Origin of the sequence: Variovorax sp. PAMC28562, from assembly GCF_014303735.1 — a bacterium.
Taxonomy (GTDB): Bacteria; Pseudomonadota; Gammaproteobacteria; order Burkholderiales; family Burkholderiaceae_C; genus Variovorax.
Window position 1 is genome coordinate 3,379,890 of the sequence record NZ_CP060296.1, and the last position, 18,803, is coordinate 3,398,692.

Annotated in this window: 15 protein-coding genes and 1 pseudogene; 10 read left to right on the forward strand and 6 right to left on the reverse strand. The window is 64.0% G+C overall.

The annotated features are described in order from the left end of the window. Positions 1-73 precede the first annotated feature (73 nt). On the forward strand, positions 74-2,443 hold the full coding sequence (locus tag H7F36_RS15890; RefSeq protein ID WP_187051724.1) for a xanthine dehydrogenase family protein molybdopterin-binding subunit: 2,370 nt from the start codon (positions 74-76) through the stop codon (positions 2,441-2,443). Positions 2,444-2,501: 58 nt separating this feature from the next. Here the strand turns inward: H7F36_RS15890 and pobA are convergent, their stop codons facing one another. Beyond that, positions 2,502-3,683 (reverse strand): 4-hydroxybenzoate 3-monooxygenase, encoded by a 1,182-nt coding sequence (gene pobA / locus H7F36_RS15895; protein ID WP_187051725.1) that lies wholly within the window; start codon positions 3,681-3,683, stop codon positions 2,502-2,504. A 141-nt stretch (positions 3,684-3,824) separates the two neighbouring features. Here pobA and H7F36_RS15900 point away from each other — a divergent pair, with 141 nt between their 5' ends. The 7 genes from H7F36_RS15900 to H7F36_RS15930 all read left to right on the forward strand — a co-directional run bounded on the left by H7F36_RS15900 (position 3,825) and on the right by H7F36_RS15930 (position 10,674). Beyond that, positions 3,825-4,595, forward strand: a complete 771-nt coding sequence (locus tag H7F36_RS15900) for an IclR family transcriptional regulator C-terminal domain-containing protein (protein ID WP_187051726.1) — start codon at positions 3,825-3,827, stop codon at positions 4,593-4,595. A 47-nt stretch (positions 4,596-4,642) separates the two neighbouring features. Then, entirely contained in the window at positions 4,643-5,302 is a 660-nt protein-coding gene (locus H7F36_RS15905) for a response regulator (protein WP_187051727.1), read from the forward strand. Positions 5,303-5,315: 13 nt separating this feature from the next. Next, positions 5,316-6,683 (forward strand): ATP-binding protein, encoded by a 1,368-nt coding sequence (locus H7F36_RS15910; protein WP_187051728.1) that lies wholly within the window; start codon positions 5,316-5,318, stop codon positions 6,681-6,683. An 86-nt stretch (positions 6,684-6,769) separates the two neighbouring features. Then, the gene (locus tag H7F36_RS15915) at positions 6,770-8,281 is read left to right on the forward strand and encodes a DegQ family serine endoprotease (RefSeq protein WP_187051729.1); all 1,512 of its coding nucleotides are present in this window, start codon (positions 6,770-6,772) and stop codon (positions 8,279-8,281) included. A 131-nt stretch (positions 8,282-8,412) separates the two neighbouring features. Further along, positions 8,413-9,351, forward strand: coding sequence for a DUF1266 domain-containing protein (locus tag H7F36_RS15920; RefSeq protein WP_187051730.1), 939 nt, complete (start codon positions 8,413-8,415; stop codon positions 9,349-9,351). Positions 9,352-9,381: 30 nt separating this feature from the next. Beyond that, complete coding sequence (locus tag H7F36_RS15925; protein ID WP_187051731.1) at positions 9,382-9,858, forward strand: hypothetical protein; 477 nt, start codon at positions 9,382-9,384, stop codon at positions 9,856-9,858. A 15-nt stretch (positions 9,859-9,873) separates the two neighbouring features. Then, entirely contained in the window at positions 9,874-10,674 is an 801-nt protein-coding gene (locus tag H7F36_RS15930) for a 2-keto-4-pentenoate hydratase (protein WP_187051732.1), read from the forward strand. 65 nt (positions 10,675-10,739) lie between these two features. On the opposite strand, the gene H7F36_RS15935 is transcribed toward H7F36_RS15930, so the two are convergent. The 5 genes from H7F36_RS15935 to garD form a co-directional block, all read right to left on the reverse strand. Next, complete coding sequence (locus H7F36_RS15935; RefSeq protein WP_187051733.1) at positions 10,740-11,270, reverse strand: Rrf2 family transcriptional regulator; 531 nt, start codon at positions 11,268-11,270, stop codon at positions 10,740-10,742. Between the two features lie 152 nt (positions 11,271-11,422). Then, a complete protein-coding gene (gene gudD, locus H7F36_RS15940; RefSeq protein WP_187051734.1) occupies positions 11,423-12,757 on the reverse strand; it encodes a glucarate dehydratase in 1,335 nt (444 codons plus the stop codon). A gap of 30 nt (positions 12,758-12,787) precedes the next feature. Beyond that, positions 12,788-14,224 carry an aldehyde dehydrogenase family protein gene (locus H7F36_RS15945; RefSeq protein ID WP_187051735.1) on the reverse strand — a complete coding sequence of 479 codons (1,437 nt, stop codon included), beginning with the start codon at positions 14,222-14,224 and terminating at the stop codon, positions 12,788-12,790. A gap of 10 nt (positions 14,225-14,234) precedes the next feature. After that, positions 14,235-15,155, reverse strand: a complete 921-nt coding sequence (gene kdgD / locus H7F36_RS15950) for a 5-dehydro-4-deoxyglucarate dehydratase (protein ID WP_187051736.1) — start codon at positions 15,153-15,155, stop codon at positions 14,235-14,237. A gap of 63 nt (positions 15,156-15,218) precedes the next feature. Next, positions 15,219-16,814 (reverse strand): galactarate dehydratase, encoded by a 1,596-nt coding sequence (gene garD / locus H7F36_RS15955; protein ID WP_187051737.1) that lies wholly within the window; start codon positions 16,812-16,814, stop codon positions 15,219-15,221. Between the two features lie 234 nt (positions 16,815-17,048). On the opposite strand from garD, the pseudogene garL reads away from it, so the two are divergent. Both garL and H7F36_RS15965 read left to right on the forward strand, forming a co-directional pair. Then, positions 17,049-17,840 (forward strand): annotated as a pseudogene (garL, locus tag H7F36_RS15960) (2-dehydro-3-deoxyglucarate aldolase); the annotation flags it as partial. Further along, the gene (locus H7F36_RS15965; RefSeq protein ID WP_187051738.1) at positions 17,743-18,795 is read left to right on the forward strand and encodes a 2-hydroxy-3-oxopropionate reductase; all 1,053 of its coding nucleotides are present in this window, start codon (positions 17,743-17,745) and stop codon (positions 18,793-18,795) included. The pseudogene garL and the gene H7F36_RS15965, both read left to right, overlap by 98 nt. The last annotated feature ends 8 nt before the right edge of the window (positions 18,796-18,803 follow it).

Genomic DNA, 18,803 nt, shown 5'->3' on the forward strand with positions numbered 1-18,803 from the left:
TAGTGCTCAGGCGCGCGCGCTCAGCGCCCCGGTCAGCCCCCACACGACGAAATAAATCCCGCGAGGACTCATCTTGAATACTGAAGTTACTTCCGCCGCCTCCAGCCTATCCGCCCCGTCGGGTCCGCTTCGCTTCGGCAGTGGCCAGGCCGTACGCCGGCTCGAAGACGAAAGCCTGCTTGCAGGCACCGGCCGCTACACCGACGACGTTACGTTGCCCGGTCAGGGCTACCTCGTGTTCTTGCGGTCACCGTATCCGCACGCGCTCATCAAGTCTGTCGACACCGCTGCAGCGAGCGCCATGCCGGGCGTGTTGCGCGTGATCACTGGCGCTGAAATGGCCGAAGCCGGGGTCAAGCCGATGGCTGGTGTGGCCGGTTTCAAGCGCGGCGACGGCAGCGATTGCGTATCGCCGCCACGCTACGCGCTGGCACGCGAGCGCGCGCGCTTCGTCGGCGAGCCCGTGGTGGCGGTCGTCGCAGACAGCGTTCAGCAAGCTCGCGATGCAGCCGAGGCCGTGATGGTCGACTACGAAGACCTGCCGATGGTCGTCGACGTGCAAAGCGCAACAGCCGAAGGCGCGCCGCTGCTCGACGATGCCGCTACCGGCAACATCTCGGCCGAGATGCGGCACGGCAGCGCAGAAGCGACGGCGGCAGCGTTCGCCAAGGCGAGCCATGTAGTTACGCTGGACATCGCCAACCAGCGTGTCGTGGCGCTGACCATCGAGCCGCGCTCGGTGCTCGCCGACTTCGATGCCGCGACAGACCGCACGACCATCCGCATGAGTACGCAGATGCCGTCAGGCGTGCGCGATACGGTGTGTGCATGCCTCGGACTCGCCAAAGAAAAAGTCCGCGTCGTGGTCGGCGATGTAGGCGGCGGATTCGGCATGAAGACCAGCGCATATCCCGAAGACGTTGTCGTGGCCTACGCCTCGCGCGCAGTCAAACGCCCAGTGAAATGGGTGAGCGAACGCAGCGAGGAATTTCTCTCGTCCGCACATGGCCGGGACATCGAGACGCAAGCCGAACTCGCACTCGCAGCCGACGGCAAAATCCTCGGCTTGCGCATCAAGACGCTGGCCAACGTCGGCGCTTATGCCACCGGCACTGGCGTCGCCATCCAGTTGCTGATCGGCCCTTGGGTGCAGACCAGCGTGTACGACATCCAGACCATCGACTTCCACTTCAAGGCGGTGCTTACCAACACCGCGCCGACCGGTGCCTACCGTGGCGCTGGCCGGCCCGAGGCGATCTTCACGATCGAGCGTCTGATGGACGAAGCCGCGCGTCAGACCGGTATCGACCGCGTTGCGCTTCGCCGTCGTAACTTCATCCATCCCGATCAGATGCCGTACAAGAATCCGATGGGGCAGACCTACGACACGGGGCAGTTCGAATCGGTGATGAACCAGGGCTTGGCACTGGCCGACTGGGACGGCTTCGAAGCCCGTGCTGCGGCCTCGGCGAAGGAAGGCAAGCAACGCGGCCTCGGCATCGCGACCTTTCTGGAATGGACCGGCGGCAACGTTTTCGAAGAGCGAGTGACGGTTTCGGTGCACGCAGACGGCGTCATCGAAGTGTTCTCCGCCGTCAATGCGATGGGGCAGGGCATCGCAACTTCTCTGGCGCAGTTGGCAGTCGACGCTTTCGGCGTGCCGATCGAGAAAGTGCGCATCGTGCTGGGCGACACCGATCGCGGCGATGGTTTCGGCAGCGCCGGCTCACGTTCGCTCTTTACCGGTGGCTCGGCCGTACGCGTCGGCGCCGAACGCACCATCGACAAGGCCCGTGATCTGGCTGCGAAAGAGTTCGAGGCCGCTGCCGCTGACGTGACTTACGCCAACGGCGTGTTCACCGTCGCTGGCACCGACCTCAAGCTCGATCTGTTCGCGCTGGCCGGCAAGCAACCCGAGCGCGAAATCTTCGTCGATTCGACCAGCGCCGTCGCTGGCCCGACATGGCCCAACGGCTGCCATATCTGCGAGATCGAGATCGATCCGCCGACCGGCGATGTCACCGTGGTCGCCTACAGCTCGGTCAACGATGTCGGCCGTGTCATCAACCCGATGATCGTGCGCGGCCAGCTCGATGGTGGCGCGGTGCAGGGCATAGGCCAGGCGCTTTATGAACAGGTGGTGTACGACCGAGAAACCGGGCAGCCGGTGACCGGCAGCCTGATGGACTATGTGGCACCGCGGGCCGATGTCATCGAGTCGATGTTCAAGATGGAAATGGATGAGTCGACGCCCTGCAAGAACAACCCGCTGGGGGTGAAGGGTGTGGGCGAGCTCGGCACCATTGGCGCGACGCCGGCAGTGGTCAATGCGGTGGCAGATGCGTTCGCGCGCAACGGGCTGGGCTCGAAGACGGCGCACCTGCAGATGCCGCTAAGTCCCTCGCGGGTGTGGCACGCGATGCAAGAAACCTCTACCGTCTGAGGGCTACGGCGCGGCCATCCTCGGCCGCATCATCGGCTACGGTAATTGCGCCGGCCGCTCAGAACTCTTCGAGCGGCAGGCCCACGTAGTTTTCCGAAAGCGAGGTCGACGCCGCGTGCGAATGCACAAGGTAGTCGAGCTCCGCTTCCTGGATCTTCTGGCCGAACTCGCCCGTGTCGGGGAAACGATGCATGAGCGAGGTGAACCACCATGAGAAGCGCTCGGCCTTCCAGACGCGGCGCAGGCAGAGGTCAGAGTACCGGTCCAGCCCCGATGCGCTCTTCTCGCCGTAAAAAATCTCGAGTGATCGCGCGAGGTAGCCGACATCGGCCGCCGCCAGGTTGAGCCCCTTGGCGCCGGTCGGCGGCACGATGTGCGCCGCATCGCCAGCCAGAAACAGCGAGCCGAAGCGCATTGGCTCCGCCACGAAACTGCGCAGCGGTGCGATGCTCTTTTCGATCGACGGACCGGTGACCAGCCGCTCGCGAGCTTCTGGGTCGAGGCGAGATCGCAGCTCGTTCCAGAACGCTTCATCGCTCCAGTTCTCTACGCGCTCTTCGGTCGGCACCTGCACGTAGTAGCGGCTGCGGGTCGCGCTCCGCATACTGCACAACGCAAAGCCGCGGGCGGTGTTGGCGTAGATGAGTTCGTGCGACACGGGAGGCACATCGGCCAGCACACCGAGCCAGCCGAAGGGGTAGACCTTTTCGTAGATGTGCAGCGCATCGACCGGCACGCTGGCACGGCTGACGCCGTGATAACCGTCGCAGCCGGCGATGAAGTCGCACTCGATCTCGTGCGTCTGCCCGTCTTTCTCGTAGCGGACGCGTGGGTGCGACGAGTCGAAATCGTGCAGGCTGACCGGCGATGCGCTGTAGATGGTGGTGAGCCCAGCGGCGCTGCGCGCCTCCATCAGGTCGAGCGTGACCTCGGTTTGGCCGTACACCGTAACCTGCTTACCATCCGTGAGGCCACGCATGTCTATGCGATGTCGCGCGCCTTTGAAGAGCAATTCGATGCCTCCGTGCGGCAGCCCTTCGGCGCGCGCCCGTGCGTCGACACCTGCCCGCGCCAGCAAGTCCATCGTGACCTGCTCGAGCACGCCGGCACGGATGCGGCCCCGCACATAGTCGCCGGTCTGGCGCTCGACGACGATGTTGTCGATGCCGGCTTTGTGCAGCAACTGGCCGAGCAGCAGGCCGGCCGGCCCCGCTCCGATGATGGCAACTTGGGTTCGCATGTCTGACTCCGTTCGGTCCGTCTTGGTTATTCGTAGCGTAGGGCGAAGTGCTTGCTGCCAGGTGCCGACGACGTAAGCCTTGTGCGATCATGCGAATTGCTGCGCGATCATCGCGCAACAGTTCCAGCGCCATCACTCGCAATGACCATCGCCAAGCCCGACTTCATCGAAGGCATCGCCAAAGGCATGGCGGTGTTGGAGAGTTTCGACACTGAGCGCCAACGGCTCAACGCCACGCTGGCGGCCGAGCGCGCTGGCTTGACGCGCGCAGCCGCACGTCGTCATCTGCTGACGCTCGCGCACCTGGGCTACCTGGAAACCGATGGCAGTTACTTCTGGATGTCGCCGAAGGTGCTTCGCTTTTCCGGTAGCTATCTTGCTTCGTCGCGCCTGCCTCGTGCTTTGCAGCCGACGCTCAACCGGCTCGCAGCGCAGACCGGCGAATCGTTTTCAGCGGTGGTGCTCGATGGCGAAGAGGTGGTCATCGTCGCGCGCAGCGGCAGTTATGGCATGCCGACGCGCGTGCTGGCGTACGGACTGCATCTTGGCGCGCGTTTACCGGCGCACGCTACGTCGACCGGCCGCGTGCTGCTTGCCGCGCTGACGCCGGCGCAGCTCTCGCTCTGGCTGAAGGGCCGCACCTTGCCACGCCTCACGCCTCACACCGTCACGCAGGCGCGGCTGCTGCGCCAATGCATTACCGAGGCGCGCAAGCAGGACTGCAGTTTCGCAGGCGAAGAGCATGAATTGGGAGTGCAGGCACTGGCCGTGCCGCTGCGCAACATGCAGGGGCAGACAGTGGCGGCGCTGAACGTGGTCTTGTCGGGCGGACGGCACGATGCGGACGCGTTGCTGCGCCGGATGCTGCCTTTGTTGTTCGAGGCTGCACGCGAACTCAGGGCGCTGCTTTAAGGCGCGTTAAGCCCCATCGAAGTTCACCGGTTCAAAATCAGACCACCATGCGACTGCTCCTGCTCGAAGACGACGTGATGATCGGCGAGGCCGTGCTCGACCTGCTGCGTGCGGAGGACTATGCGGTCGACTGGGTGAAGGACGGCGAGGCAGCAGACTTTGCCTTGCGCTCACAGCAATACGATCTGGTGCTGCTCGACCTCGGCGTGCCGAGGCGCGACGGTCTGGAGGTCCTGCGCAGCCTGCGCGCTCGCAAACAACGCATGCCGGTGCTGATCGCGACAGCGCGCGACTCCATTCAACAACGCATCGAAGGCCTCGACGCCGGCGCCGACGATTACGTGATCAAACCCTACGATCTCGACGAGTTGCTGGCCCGCATTCGTGCGCTGCTGCGGCGTGCGTCGGGCCGCGCCGAGCCGGTGTACGAGCACATGGGCGTGAGCATCAACCCGGCCACGCGCGAGGTCACGGTAGGCGGCCAACCCGTCGTTCTGTCTGCCCGCGAGTGGGCAGTGCTGGAGCCGTTGCTGGCGCGGCCCGGCATGGTGCTGTCGCGCGCGCAGATCGAAGAAAAGCTCTACAGCTGGAAAGACGAAATCAGCAGCAACGCCATCGAGGTCTACGTGCACGGCCTGCGCAAGAAGCTCGGCGCCGACCTGATCCGCAACGTGCGTGGCGTTGGCTACATGGTGCCGAAGGCATGAGGGCGCCGAGCACATGACGGGCGCGATGACCGGCTCGCTGCGCGCGCGCCTCTTGTGGTTTTTGCTCGCGGCCATTGTCCTGGCAGCCGGCGTGCAGGCGCTGGTGGCGTACCGTACGGTGCTGAACGAAGCCGACGAAATTTTCGACTATCACATGCAGCAGATGGCGCTGTCGCTTCGCGCCGGTTTGCCACCGAGTGCGGCAGTGGGCGGCATCGGCACCGGCGAACAGAACTTCGAGTTCGTGGTGCAGGTGTGGACCACCGAGGGCGTGCGAATTTTCGAATCAGCGGAAGAGGCCGCGTTGCCGCAACTCGCGGTGCTCGGCTTTGCCGACGTGCGAGCGCGCGGCACGACTTACCGCGTGTTCTCGGTGCAGACCCACGGTCTCGTCATCCAGGTGGCGCAGGACCTCCGGGTGCGCAAGCGCATGGCGGGCGCGCTGGCGTTACGCACGATTGGGCCGATCGCGCTGATGGCACCGCTGTTGATGCTGGTCGTGTGGTGGGTGGTGAGCCGGTCTCTCGCGCCGGTGGCGCGTGTGCGTCGGCAGGTTGCCGCGCGCGAGGCCAACGAGCTGTCGCCGGTGAGCGAAGAAGGCTTGCCCGAGGAAGTGCGGCCGCTGGTGCACGAACTCAATCTGCTTTTCGATCGGGTGCGCCATGCATTCGACGCACAGAAGCACTTCGTGGCCGACGCGGCGCACGAGTTGAGGTCGCCGCTGACCGCGCTCAAGTTGCAGGTGCAGAGCTTGCAGCGTGCACCTGACGAGGCGACACGCGACATCGCTATCGGAAGATTGGCAGCGGGCATCGATCGCGCGACGCGACTGGTCGAACAGATGCTGGCATTGGCGCGCCACGAGGCCAGCATGGCGGCGGGCGCCAAGCCCGAGCAAGTCGACCTCAACGAAGTCGCGCGGCTGGCTGTGTCCGACGCCATTGCCAACGCACAGGCCCGGCGCATAGACATCGGCGTCGCGCATGCCGATGCGAATGTGGCGGCAGTGGTTGTGCAAGGCCAGCCGGAGGCGCTGCGCATGATGCTGCGTAACCTGCTCGACAACGCCGTCAAGTACACGCCCGAAGGCGGCCGGGTCGACATCGGCATTGCGCAGCGCGATGCGGGTGTCGAGCTGAGCGTCGACGACAGCGGCCCCGGCCTGCCGGAGAGCGAACGAGGGCGCGTGCTCGACCGTTTCTATCGTTCTGGTGAACCACAGGCACCCGGCAGCGGACTGGGCCTGGCCATCGTCAAATCGATTGCCGACCTTCATTACGCCACGGTGTCGCTGGGCGCATCGCCGAGTCTCGGCGGTCTGCGCGTCCTGATCCGGTGGGAAGACAGGACCGGCAAGACCGACACGGCCGGCAAGACCTGAGCTGCCTCGCGTTTAAGCAGCGCTTAAGTCAGCGCTGCGACATTCCTTTCATTGCATGTTCCTTACCGCTTTGAAAGGCTTCCGAAATGAACGCATCCCGTCTCACTTCCCCGCGCGCCATCGTGCTCGCACTCGCCGCCGCCGGTGTGCTCGGCGCGGCAGCCACGGGCGCTTACACCAGCGCCAACGCGCTGGGCTCCGGCACGCCGACCGTCATCACCGCACCGGCGGCTTCGGTCGCACCGCAGATCACCTTGCCGGACTTCTCGACCATCACCGCGCGTGATGGCCCGGCCGTGGTCAACATCAGTGTGACGGGCGTCACCAAGACTGCCGACGAAGACGGCGCTGCGGGTCTGCAGGGCATCGACCCCAACGATCCGATGTACGAGTTCTTCAAGCGTTTCCAGGGCCAGATGCCGCACGGTCAGCGTGGCCATCCGGGCCAGGGCGGCGGTGAGCATGAGACGCCGATGCGCGGCCAGGGCTCTGGCTTCATCATCAGCGCCGACGGCACCATCCTTACCAACGCACACGTCGTGAAGGATGCGAAGGAGGTCACCGTCAAGCTGACCGATCGACGCGAATTCCGTGCCAAGGTGCTCGGCGTTGATGCCAAAACCGACATTGCAGTGCTCAAGATCGAGGCCAAAAACCTGCCTACGCTGGCGCTCGGCAACACCAAGGACCTGAAGGTCGGCGAATGGGTGCTGGCGATCGGTTCGCCGTTCGGTTTCGAGAACACGGTGACAGCCGGCGTGGTGAGCGCCAAGGGCCGCACCTTGCCCGACGACAGCTACGTGCCCTTCATCCAGACCGACGTTGCCATCAACCCCGGCAACTCCGGTGGCCCGCTGTTGAACTCACGCGGTGAGGTCGTGGGCATCAACTCGCAGATCTACACCCGCAGTGGCGGCTATCAGGGCGTGTCGTTCGCGATCCCGATCGACGTCGCGGTGCAGATCAAGAACCAGATCGTCGCGACCGGCAAGGCGACGCACGGCAAGCTGGGCATCGCGATCCAGGAAGTGAACCAGGCCTTTGCCGACTCCTTCAAGCTGGACAAGCCCGAAGGCGCGCTGGTCGCGAACATCGAGAAGGGCAGCGCCGGCGACCTGGCGGGCCTGCGCACGGGTGACGTCATCCGCAAGGTCGATGGCGAGCCGATCATTTCGTCGGGCGATCTGCCGGCCATCATCGGCCAGCAAGCACCGGGCACCAAGGTAACGCTGGAAGTGTGGCGCCAGGGCGAGCGGCAGACGTTGACCGCCAAGTTGGGCGACGCCAGCGAGAAGTCGACCAAGGTCGCCAAGGCGGACGACGCGGCAGGAAAGGGCAAGCTGGGTCTCGCGCTGCGTCCGTTGCGGCCGCAGGAGCAGCGCGAGGCAGCCGTCGAGGGCGGCTTGCTGATCGAAGACAGCGCTGGTCCTTCAGCGATGGCGGGCGTACAGGCCGGCGATGTGCTGCTGGCCATCAACGGCACGCCAGCGAAGACCGTGGAGCAAGTACGCGATATTGCGGCCAAGGCTGACAAATCGGTTGCATTGCTGATACAGCGCGGCAGCGACAAGATCTTTGTGCCGGTGCGCGTCGGTTAAATAGCCAGACTTCGCACTGTGAAAGCCTGCTACCCGTTGGGTATCAGGCTTTTTTTGTGATTAATTTCCCTGCATTTGTTAATTTCAGGTAATTGAGAAACACCTTCTGGCTGATTGATCGAATTGCCGGCATGAGCGTGATTTTTATTACGCGAAAAGTTCCTGTCTCGCAACTACAGTGCGTCACGTTCGAAAACAAACGCATCCTCAGGGGAATGACAATGGAATCTCTTTTTTTGCTACTAACCGCATGGACAGCCATTCTTTGCTACTTTGCATGGGTTGTTTACGGTCGTCGCTTTTCGGGAGCCATACAAAAAATAAATTTGAAGCCAGGAAGCGATACATCTCAGGCTGAAATCTTCTCTTGTCTGCTGAGCGGAAATATTGCATTGATCGAAAAAGACAATTTCAATCAACTGGCCAGTTCGTTATCGTCAGAAAAAATTCAACAAGTTTTATTTCGTTATTGGCAAATTGAAGGACCCGAGTCTTTCTCGGTGGGATTTCAGCAGGCTTTCTTCCAGCTCGGCGACACACATGCAATCGAGCGCGAAGCATTCAGCGCCTGGAACACCGGTTTTGCATGCAATACGGCCACTTACATCAGGCTCTTCGATGTCTGCAAGTTTCTATCGGTCAATGCGGCGTTGATCGAGCCCGGCCGTATCGGTGCTCGCCAGCTCAACATGACGGCTTGGGACATCCAGCGTCTGGCTTATCTCGTGCGACTCGGTCATGCCGCGCACTACATGTCGCGCGACGCTGCTCTGCAGTCGTTGCGTCGGCTCAGCGTGGCTGCACGGGCCCACTATGCAAGCTGGGAAGACTTTTCGATCTCGGCGCTGATCGGCATGGGTGTGCGCTCGGAGGTCGACGTGTTGCAAGCCAGTGTCTGGCATGGCTTTGCAAAGACGCATGTTGCATTGACTGCAGTGGACGGAGCGCCTTTTGCGCAAGTCCCCTGGACGCCCGGCGTTCAGGCGACCAGGCAAGTCCCTCGGCAAACGCATGTTGCGCGCACCAACCCACTGGGCGACGCGCGGGCGCCGGTCGTCACCGGCCTGTGAAGTAGAGGGATCACCGCAGGTTAGGTTTGCTTGCGCATACGGGACGGTGCGTCGGGCACGCGACTGACTTTGCGCGGCGGTGGCGGCGGCAAGGGGCGTGATCGTCGGGTCTGCAGCGTTGTCGGCGTGATCGATCTTCGGGAAAATGCGGCGATGCAGATCGAACGCGGAAAACCCACCACCATCGACTTGTACGTCAAAGGCGCGACCGACGCAGAAAAGGCGTGCGGCGCTGCGGCCGCTTTTGCCTTCTTCGACGCGCATCGCGTGTCACCGTGGGATGCGGCCCGCGCTTACTTCATCCGCGAAGCACAGGAGAAGGCCGCCACGCTCGGCCACTCGCTGGAGATGACGCCGCGGGAGCGTGAGTGGGCCGACGTCTTCGACCGGTCGGAGCAGGTAGCGCTCGATGCCTGCTGTGCCGGCTGGGCATCGATTCCAGCGGGCGCGCATTTCGTGTTGAACGGCGATGTACCTGAAAACTATTCGGGCGATCCGGATGCGTAGTCGATCGGAGACCTCATGACTGAAAAAATCGAATCGAAACGCGGGAGCGATCTGCTGTGGAACGCCTGGAACGACCACGCGGTCCTGGACCGGTTGCCCGACGATTGCCGACCCACGCGTCGCGCCGATGGCTATGCCGTGCAGCAGCACATCGAGGCGCGCAGCCACACGACGCTCTACGGCTGGAAGATCGCCGCCACCAGCGTGGCAGGCCAGAAACATATCGGGGTGACCGGTCCGCTCGCGGGTCGCCTGCTGCGCGAGCGCGTGGCAGATGTGGGCGCAACGCTCTCGCTGAACGGCAACCGCATGGCGGTCGCGGAGGCTGAGTTCGCCTTTCGCATGAGACACGACCTGCCGTCGCGCAGTGCACCGTATTCGTTTGCAGAAGTGATGGACGCTGTCGGCTCGCTACATCCTTCCATCGAGGTGCCAGATTCGCGCTACGCCGACTTCGTTACGGCCGGAGAGGCGCAGTTGATTGCCGACAATGCCTGCGCGCACGAATTTGTCGAAGGGCCTGTCGCGCCCAATACCTGGCGCGACATGGACCTGGCTGCGCACGCGGTGCATGCGACGGTCGATGGGACATCGCGCCGATACGAACGAAGCGGCAGCGGTGCGGCTGTGCTCGGCGATCCGCGCGATGCGCTGGTCTGGCTGGTCAATGAGCTTTCGTCGCTGCACATTGCGCTGCGGGCTGGACAGATCGTGACCACCGGCGCCTGCATCGCGCCACTCGAGGTCGCGCCCGGCGATCACGTGCGGGCCGACTTCGGCGTGCTGGGCTCGGTCGACGTTCGATTCGCGGACTGACAAGGTCGCGACCCAAACATCCAGCGGCTGTGAGCCCATCGCGGCCTCGAATTCCGGCCCGTCTCTCAGCTCCGGGTAGCCAACTGCCCCAGAGCGAACACCGAGTTCGGTCCCTTGGGCATCCTCGGCTTGGCGCGTTGCCGATTGGCTGGCAGGCTGACGGCCACCATCTCGCGCATCGAACTGCGCTGTGCCGCCTCGGGCCGTACCAGTGATTGCAAAGTGACCGAGTCGAGGTAGTCGACGACCTGCCGCCCCAAGGAGGCCCAGAGTTCCATCGTCGTCACTCGATCGGGGCTCGGCGCGGCCCGCCGCTCGGTGTCTTGCGCGGGAGGCACGGGACCGTCGACGGCGAAGAGGATGTCGGCCACCGTGATCTTCGACGCGTCGCGCGCCAACGCGTAGCCGCCGCCGGGACCACGTGTCGAAGCCACGAGTTCGTGTCGACGCAAGCGCGCGAACAACGCCTCGAGATAGGACAGCGAGACGTTTTGCCGCTGGCTCAGGATGCTGAGATTGATAGGGCGGTCAGACGCGTTTTCGGCCATGTCGAGCATGGCGGCGACGGCGAAGCGACCTTTGGTGGTGAGGCGCATGGTGACAGTCTCCAGAGTGGGTGGTGTTCGGTTCTGTTCGGGTTCTGTTGAACTTGCTTGACCACTCTAATTTCTTTGTCACTTCAGAAAAATTCGAATAATTGCCACCAACCCTTCGAAGTTTCCGAAGAATCTATCTTCGCGCGCCGGCGCTAGCGATCGAAAGCGGGCCGCTTCGGATCGAACTTCCAGCCAGGAATCAGCGCCTGCATTGCCGTCGCATCGTCACGAGAGCCGAGCCCGTGCTGCTTGTACAACTGGTGCGCCTTCTCTACTTCGGCCATGTCCAGTTCGACGCCCAGTCCCGGTTTCTTCGGCACCTGCACGTGGCCGTCGACGATCTGCAGCGGCTCCTTCGTCAGTCGCTGACCGTCTTGCCAGATCCAGTGCGTGTCGATGGCGGTCACCTTGCCAGGCGCCGCCGCACCGACGTGCGTGAACATCGCCAACGACACGTCGAAGTGATTGTTCGAATGGCTGCCCCAGGTCAGGCCCCAGTCGCGGCAGGTCTGCGCGACGCGCACCGAACCGGCCATGGTCCAGAAATGCGGGTCGGCCAGCGGGATGTCGACCGACTGCAGTGAAAGCGCGTGCGTCAGCTGGCGCCAGTCCGTGGCGATCATGTTGGTCGCCGTCGGCAGCCCGGTGGCGCGGCGGAATTCGGCCATCACCTCGCGGCCTGAAAAACCGTCTTCGGCACCACAGGGGTCCTCCGCATAAGCGACCAACCCGCGCATGCGATGGCCCAGGCGGATCGCATCTTTCAGCAGCCAGCCACCGTTCGGATCGAGCGTGACGCGCGCCTCGGGAAAGCGCTCGTGCAGCGCGACGATGGCGTCGACTTCTTCGTCGCCACGCAGCACGCCGCCCTTGAGTTTGAAGTCGTTGAAGCCGTATTTGGCGCGCGCCGCTTCGGCCAGCGCGACGATGGCTGCGGGCGTCATGGCTTTCTCGTGCCGCAGGCGAAACCAGTCGTTGTCGGCATCAGCGTCCGTGACGTAGGGCAGGTCGGTCTTGGCCTTGTCGCCGACGTAGAAAAGATAGCCCAGCATCTCGACCGAGTCGCGTTGCTGGCCTTCGCCGAGCAACGCTGCGACCGGCACATCGAGATGCTGGCCGAGCAGGTCGAGCAGGGCAGATTCGATGGCCGTTACCGCATGGATGGTGGTGCGCAGGTCGAAGGTCTGCAGGCCGCGGCCGCCGCTGTCGCGATCGGCGAACTTCGTCTGCACTTCTTGCAGCAGGCGCTGTTGCGAACCGAGCGGCTGACCGACGATCAGCGGGCGCGCGTCTTCGAGGGTCTGGCGGATCTTTTCGCCGCCCGGCACCTCGCCTACGCCGGTGCGGCCGGCGCTGTCGGTGAGGATGAGGATGTTGCGGGTGAAGAACGGCCCGTGCGCGCCGCTCAGGTTGAGCAGCATGCTGTCGCGCCCCGCCACCGGGATGACGCGCAGTCCGGTGATGCGCGGGGTGGAAGATTCAGGCATCGCTTGTCTCCATATTCAGAGCCTCATTCATTACGCCAAGGTGTACGCCGTCTTCACCGTGGTGAAGAACTCCTGCGCGTACTTGCCTTGCTCGCGCGGCCCGTAGCTCGAACCCTTGCGGCCGCCGAAGGGCACGTGGTAGTCGACCCCCGCAGTCGGCAGGTTGACCATCACCATGCCGGCCTGGCTGTGCCGCTTGAAGTGCGTCGCGTACTTGAGGCTGGTGGTCGCGATGCCGGCCGACAAACCGAACTCCGTGTCGTTGGCGGTGAAGAGCGCTTCGTCGTAGTTCTTGACCTTGATGACACTTGCCACCGGGCCGAAGATCTCTTCCTTGTTGATACGCATCGACGCCACTGATTCGCTGAAGAGTGCCGGCGACATGTAGAAGCCCTCGGTCGCGAGCTTGAGGCGTTCGCCGCCCGCGGCCAGCGTGGCGCCTTCGTCCTTGCCGATCTGCACGTACTCCAGATCCTGGTCGAGCTGGCTTTGGCTCGACACCGGGCCGACATCGGTACCTGCGGTGAGCGCATCGCCCACCTTGATCTTCGCCATGCGTTCTTTCATCGCATCGATGAACTTCGGGTAGATGCCTTCGGTCACGATGAGGCGGCTCGACGCCGTGCAGCGCTGGCCGGTCGCGTAGAAGGCGCTTTGCACGCTGAGCTCGACGGCTTGCGCCAAGTCGGCATCGTCGAGCACGACTTGCGGGTTCTTGCCGCCCATTTCGAGCTGCACTTTTTTCTGGTTCGTCACGCACTGGATGCCGATCGCACGACCCACGCCCACCGAGCCGGTGAAGCTGATCGCGTGCACGCCGGGGTGATTCACCAGTGCGTTGCCGATGACGCTGCCGCGTCCCATCACCAGGTTGAACACACCGGCTGGAATGCCCGAGCGGCTGATGATCTCAGCCAGTGCCCAGGCGCTGCCCGGCACCAGGTCGGCGGGCTTCAACACCACGCAATTGCCGAAGGCGAGGGCAGGCGCGATCTTCCAGGCCGGGATCGCGATTGGGAAGTTCCAAGGCGTGATGAGGCCGACGACGCCGACTGGTTCGCGCGTGATCTCCACGCCGATGTTCGGCCGCACCGAAGGCAGCAGTTCGCCCGACAGCCGCAGGCATTCGCCCGCGAAGAACTTGAAGATCTGGCCGGCGCGAGTGGCCTCGCCGATGCCTTCGGGCTTGGTCTTGCCTTCTTCGCGAGCGAGCAGCGTGCCGAGCTCTTCCTTGCGCGCCAGGATCTCGGTGCCGATCTTGTCGAGCGCATCGGAGCGGGCCTGGATGCTGCCGGTGGCCCAGGCCGGGAAGGCGGCGGTAGCGGCTGCCACAGCGGCTTCGACATGCGCAGCGTCGCCCTGCGTGTACTCGGCGATGGTGTCGCCGAGGTTGGACGGGTTCAGGTTCGGGCTGTAGCTGCTGCCCTGGGTCCACTCGCCGCCGATGAGGTTGTCGTGTTGTTGCATGTGTTGGCTTTCAGAGGCCTTGCGGGCCGAGCTTGTCGATAAGAACCTTCAGCATCTCGACTTCGTCGGGCTTCAGGTCGGTGAGTGGGGGGCGAACCGGGCCGGCGCTGTGGCCGACGATGGTCGCGCCTGCCTTGACGATGCTGACGGCATAGCCTTGCATGCGGTTGCGGATCTCCAGGTACGGCATGAAGAAGTCCTTCAGCAAACGATGCTGGGTCTTCATGTCGTCGTCGCGCACGGCTGCGTAGAACTGCATCGCCGTTTTCGGGATGAAGTTGAAGACTGCCGACGAATAGACGGGCGTACCCATCGCCTTGTATGCGGCGGCATAGACCTCGGCGGTCGGCAATCCGCCGAGGTAGGCGAAGCGGTCGCCCATGCGCTGGTACACAGCGACCATCGCCTCGATGTCGCCCACGCCGTCCTTGAAGCCGACGAGGTTCGGGTTGCGTTCGGCAAGGCCTGCGAGAGTGTCGGGCTTGAAGCGCGTGGCGCCGCCGCGGTTGTAGACCACCACGCCGAAGTCGACGCTCTTGCACACGGCGTCGACGTGTGCGGCCAGACCTTCCTGTCCTGCTTCGGTCAGGTAATGCGGCATCAAAAGGATGCCGTGCGCGCCGGCCTTTTCAGCGGCTTGTGCGCACTGGATCGCGAAGCGCGTCGGACCACCGGCGCCGGCAATGATCGGCACCACGCCGCGGCAGGTGTCGACTGCGGTCTGGATGATGCCGGGGTATTCGTCGCCGGTCAGCGAGAAGAACTCGCCCGTGCCGCCGGCCGCGAACAGCGCGGTCGCACCATAGGGCGCCAGCCATTCGAGGCGCTTCTGGTAGCCCTTCTTGTCGAAGTCGCCATGGCTGTCGAAGTCGGTCAGCGGGAAGGACAGCAGGCCGGAGCCCATGATGGTTTTAAGTTCTTGCGGGTTCATGCGTTGGCGGGAGTGAATTCGTTGAAATTGGCCGAGAGGAGGGCGTCCGTTCAGTGGAACGGATCAGGTCACCGGCGCCGGATTGAACAGCACCAGCGCGTTGTGCAGCTTCCAGTGCTCGGCCCATGTCTTCTTGCGGCCGCTGGCGACGTCGAGCATCAGCTGGAACATCTCCCAGCCGACGTCGGCGATGGTCTTTTCGCCCGTGGCGATGGTGCCGGCGTTGATGTCCATGAGGTCGTGCCAGCGGCGTGCCAGGTCTTCGCGCGTGGCTACTTTGATAACGGGCACCTCGGCCAGACCGTAAGGCGTGCCGCGGCCGGTGGTGAACACGTGCAGGTTCATGCCGGCGGCGAGTTGAAGCGTGCCGCAGATGAAGTCGCTGGCCGGAGTGGCCGCGTAGATCAGGCCGCTGGTAATGCCCTTTTGCCGCGCGCTTTCGCCCGGTGCGAGGACGCCTGAAATCGGCGAGCTGCCCGACTTCACGATCGAGCCCATCGCCTTCTCGACGATGTTCGACAGGCCGCCTTGCTTGTTGCCCGGCGTGGTGTTGGCGCTGCGGTCGACACGGCCTTTGTCCAGGTAGGCGTCGTACCAGGCCATCTCGCGGATCATGGCTTCGGCCACTTCCGGCGTGCTTGCGCGCGAGGTGAGTTGGTCGATGCCGTCACGCACCTCGGTCACTTCGGAGAACATGACGGTGGCACCGGCACGCACCAGCAGGTCGGTGCAAAAACCGACGGCCGGATTGGCGGTGACGCCAGAGAACGCATCGCTGCCGCCGCATTGCACGCCGACCACCAGTGCGCTCGCCGGCACGGTCTCGCGGCGGCGATCGTTCAGGCGTTCAAGGTGTTCTTCGGCCTGCCGCATGATCGACTCGACCATCGACATGAAGCCGACATGCGCATCGTCTTGAAGGCACACGACGTCGAGCTTGGGGCTGGCGCTGTCGCCGACATCGGCCACGTTGCGCTCATCGATCAACGGGATGGTGCCGGGTGGCATCAGGCGCTCGGGCTGCAGCTTTTCGCAGCCCAGGCTGACCAGCATCACCTCGCCGCCGAAGTTCGGGTTGAGGCTGATGTTGCGCAGCGTGCGGATAGGAATGATCGCGTCCGGCGCGTCGATGGCGACGCCGCAGCCGTAGGTGTGTTCGAGTGCCACCACGTCGTCGACGTTCGGGTACTTGGGCAGCAGCTCGGCCTTGATGCGCGTCACTGCGAAGTCGGTGACACCGGCCACGCACTGCACGGTCTGCGTGATGGCCAGGATGTTGCGGGTGCCGACCGAGCCGTCGAGATTGCGAAAGCCCTCGAAGGTATAGCCCTCCAGCGGCGGTTGTGGTGCGGGCTTGACGGTGGCGATCGGCAAACCGACGAGCTCTCGCGCGGCGGGCATTCTGAGCAGGCGTTCATGCACCCAGGTACCGGCTTTCAGGTCCTTCAGCGCATAGCCGATGACCACGTTGTAGCGCCGCACTTCGCCGCCGGTGGGAATGTCGACCAGCGCGACCTTGTGGGCTTGCGGCACCTTGTCGACGAGGGTGAGGCCGGACGGGAAGACGGTGCCGGCGGGCAGGCCGCCATCGTTGACGACGATGGCGACGTTGTCGCGGTCGTCCATCGTGATGTAGAGGGGCGCGCGAGGTGTGCTCATGGGTTTTCTAAGTTATACGACGACCCCGCAGGGCTCGGGCAATGGTATCGTTATCAATCGATGCCGTCAACGAGTCGATTTGCAGTCTTTCATTGGCATTTCGGGTGTTTTCCCTTAGGTTGTCTGAACAAACGCGTTGTACGATGACCAGCGCTATTGATGGGCTCGAGACTGACTCGGCACCCACTCACGCATTTGTTCGACAAAGGCAGAAGTCCTTGCGGAGGCACCCCGATGAACGCTTCTTCCACCAGCCCGGCGGCCGTTCCGTATCGCGGTCTGCCCAACACTTTCCGCGCCGATCTGGTCGCTGGCAAGCGCCTCATCGGCTGCTGGTGTTCGCTCGCCAGCCCGATCACCACCGAGGTTTTGGGCATCGCCGGCTTCGACTGGATCCTGCTGGATGCTGAGCACGCGCCGAACGATTCCATCAGCCTCATCCCGCAGCTGATGGCGTTGAAAGACAGCACCAGCGCGCCGGTGGTGCGGCCCTCGTGGAACAACACGGTCGAGATCAAGCGACTGCTCGATGCCGGTGTCTACAACTTGCTCATCCCGTTCGTGCAGAGCGCCGACGAAGCGCGGCACGCCGTGGCCGCCACGCGATATCCGCCGCAAGGCGTGCGCGGCGTATCGGTGTCGCAGCGCGGCAATCGCTACGGCGGGCTCCCGCAGTACATCCATCAAGCCAACGACCACATCGCGGTGATGGTGCAGATCGAAAGCCGGGCGGGTGTCGAGGCGACTGCGGAGATTGCCGCGGTGGAGGGCATCGACGGCATCTTCGTCGGCCCGCAAGACCTCGCGGCCGGCTACGGCCATCTGCACAACCCGGGTCATCCCGATGTGCAGGCCGCGATCAAGCAAGTCTTCGACAGTGCGCGCGCCGCCGGCAAGCCGAGCGGCATCCTGGCGCCCGTCGAGGCCGATGCACGGCGCTACCTGGAGTGGGGCGCCACCTTCGTGGCGGTGGGCAGCGACCTGGGCGTGCTGCGCGGCGGCACGCAGGCGCTTTGCGACAAATACCGCGAGGGCGAAACGACACCGCTCGCTCCGCAATATTGATCGACTCGACTCAAGCGAACAACGAAGGACACATCAAATGAAAATCGGATTCATCGGCCTCGGCATCATGGGCGCGCCCATGGCACTCAACCTCCTGAACGCCGGCCACGAACTCTTCGTTCGCACCCGCAGCAAGGTGCCCGAGTCATTGTCGAAAGCCACGGCCTGCAAGACCAACGCCGACGTCGCGCGGGCCGCCGATGTCATCGTGCTGATGCTGCCCGACACGCCCGATGTCGATACGGTGCTGTTCGGCAAGGATGGCGTGGCCGAAGGCTTGTCAGCCGGCAAGACCGTGATGGACATGAGCAGCATCTCGCCCATCGAGACCAAGGTGTTCGCCAAAAAAATCAACGACCTCGGCTGCGAGTACCTCGATGCGCCGGTGTCGGGCGGCGAGGTCGGCGCCAAGGCAGCCAGCCTCACGATCATGTGCGGCGGCTCCGAGGCGACCTTCGACAAGGTCAAGCCGCTGCTCGAAGCGATGGGGAAGAACATCACGCTGGTTGGCGGCAACGGCGACGGGCAGACGACCAAGGTGGCCAATCAGATCATCGTGGCGCTGAATATCGCTGCCGTGGGCGAGGCGCTTCTCTTCGCCAGCAAGGCCGGCGCCGATCCGGCCAAGGTGCGGCAGGCGCTGATGGGCGGCTTCGCGGCCAGCCGCATCCTAGAGGTGCACGGCGAGCGGATGATCAAGCGCACCTTCAACCCGGGCTTTCGCATCGCATTGCATCAAAAGGATCTGAGCCTGGCGCTGGCCGGCGCCAAGTCGATGGGCGTGGCCCTGCCGCAGACCGCATCGGCCGCACAGTTGATGGCGTCGTGCGCAGCGCATGGCTGGGACCAACTGGACCACTCGGCACTCGTGAAGGCGCTGGAGCAGATGGCCGCGCATGAAGTCGCAGCAGGCTGAGCCCGCTG